General features: G+C 69.6%; 1 protein-coding gene and 1 pseudogene. Both read left to right on the top strand.

Features of this window, described 5'->3' with window-relative positions:
• A pseudogene (locus tag RH94_RS00270) lies at positions 1 to 404 on the top strand (hypothetical protein); the annotation flags it as partial.
• Positions 405 to 520: 116 nt separating this feature from the next.
• The coding region (locus RH94_RS00265; protein ID WP_073945668.1) for a pyridoxamine 5'-phosphate oxidase family protein at positions 521 to 1,072 on the top strand (552 nt) is incomplete at its 3' end.

The raw sequence follows: 1,072 nt of genomic DNA, 5'->3' as shown, positions 1-1,072 counted from the left end.
GGGCGGCGGGCAACGCGGGCGGCAACGGCAACGGGGCGGGCGCGAACAACGGCAACGCGAACAACGGCAACGCGGGCAACAACAACGCCGGCGATGCGGGCAGCGCCGCCGCCGGCACCATCACCTGCCCCGACGTGAAGTCGCAGCTCCCCGCGGTTCCCGCCTCCGCCCAGGCCGAGATCGACCGCAACCTCGCCCTGCTCGACACCCAGATCCAGGAGGCCAACACCCGCCTGCGGAACACCGTCGGACAGGGCGGCCCCAACTTCGTGCAGAACGCCATCCTCGGCCCCCTCAAGGACAAGCGCGTGGCCACGATCAACCGGATGGCGACGGCGATCGGCCGTACGGCCGCCAAGCCGCAGGGACTGGACTCCCTGGCCGCCTGCACGCTCACCAAGTGAGGTGACAGGCAGCCGTGGCCGCCCCGAACAAGCGCCGGCCGGGGCGGCCGCGGCGGGTCGAGCGGATCGCGCAATTCTTTAGACAGCCGAAAGGAATGCCGGAACAATCGTCAGGCATGGGAAAGACCTATGAGCGCATAGACGGCAGGCTGCGCACGTTCATCGAGGAGCAGCCCCTCTTCTTCACCGCGACCGCCCCGCTGTCCGGCGACGGCACGGTCAACCTCTCCCTCAAGGGGCTGAAAGGTTCCTTCGCGGTGCTCGACGAGCACACCGTGGCCTACCTGGACTTCGCCGGGTCCAACGCGGAGACGATCGCGCACCTGCGCGAGAACGGCCGGATCACCCTCATGTGGTGCGCCTTCCAGGGGCCGCCCAACATCGTCCGCGTCCACGGCAGGGGCGAGCCGGTCTTCCGCGACGACCCGCGCTTCAAGGACCTCCTCAGCCGCTTCCCCGGCATCGACCCGGCCTCGCACGGACTGCGCGCGATCATCGTCGTGCGCGCCGAACTGATCCGGGACACCTGCGGATACGCGGTGCCCTTCATGGCGTACGAGGCGGACCGCGACCTGCACGGCAAGCGCTTCGCGCGCGAGGACGACGCCTCGCTGAACGCGTACTTCACCAAGAAGGAGCACGTGGCCACCAGCCTGGACGGCCTGCCC

This window comes from Streptomyces kebangsaanensis, from assembly GCF_001906585.1.
Classification (GTDB): Bacteria; Actinomycetota; Actinomycetes; order Streptomycetales; family Streptomycetaceae; genus Streptomyces; species Streptomyces kebangsaanensis.
Note: the sequence above shows the minus strand (reverse complement) of the source record. Positions and strands in the feature narration are given on the sequence as shown.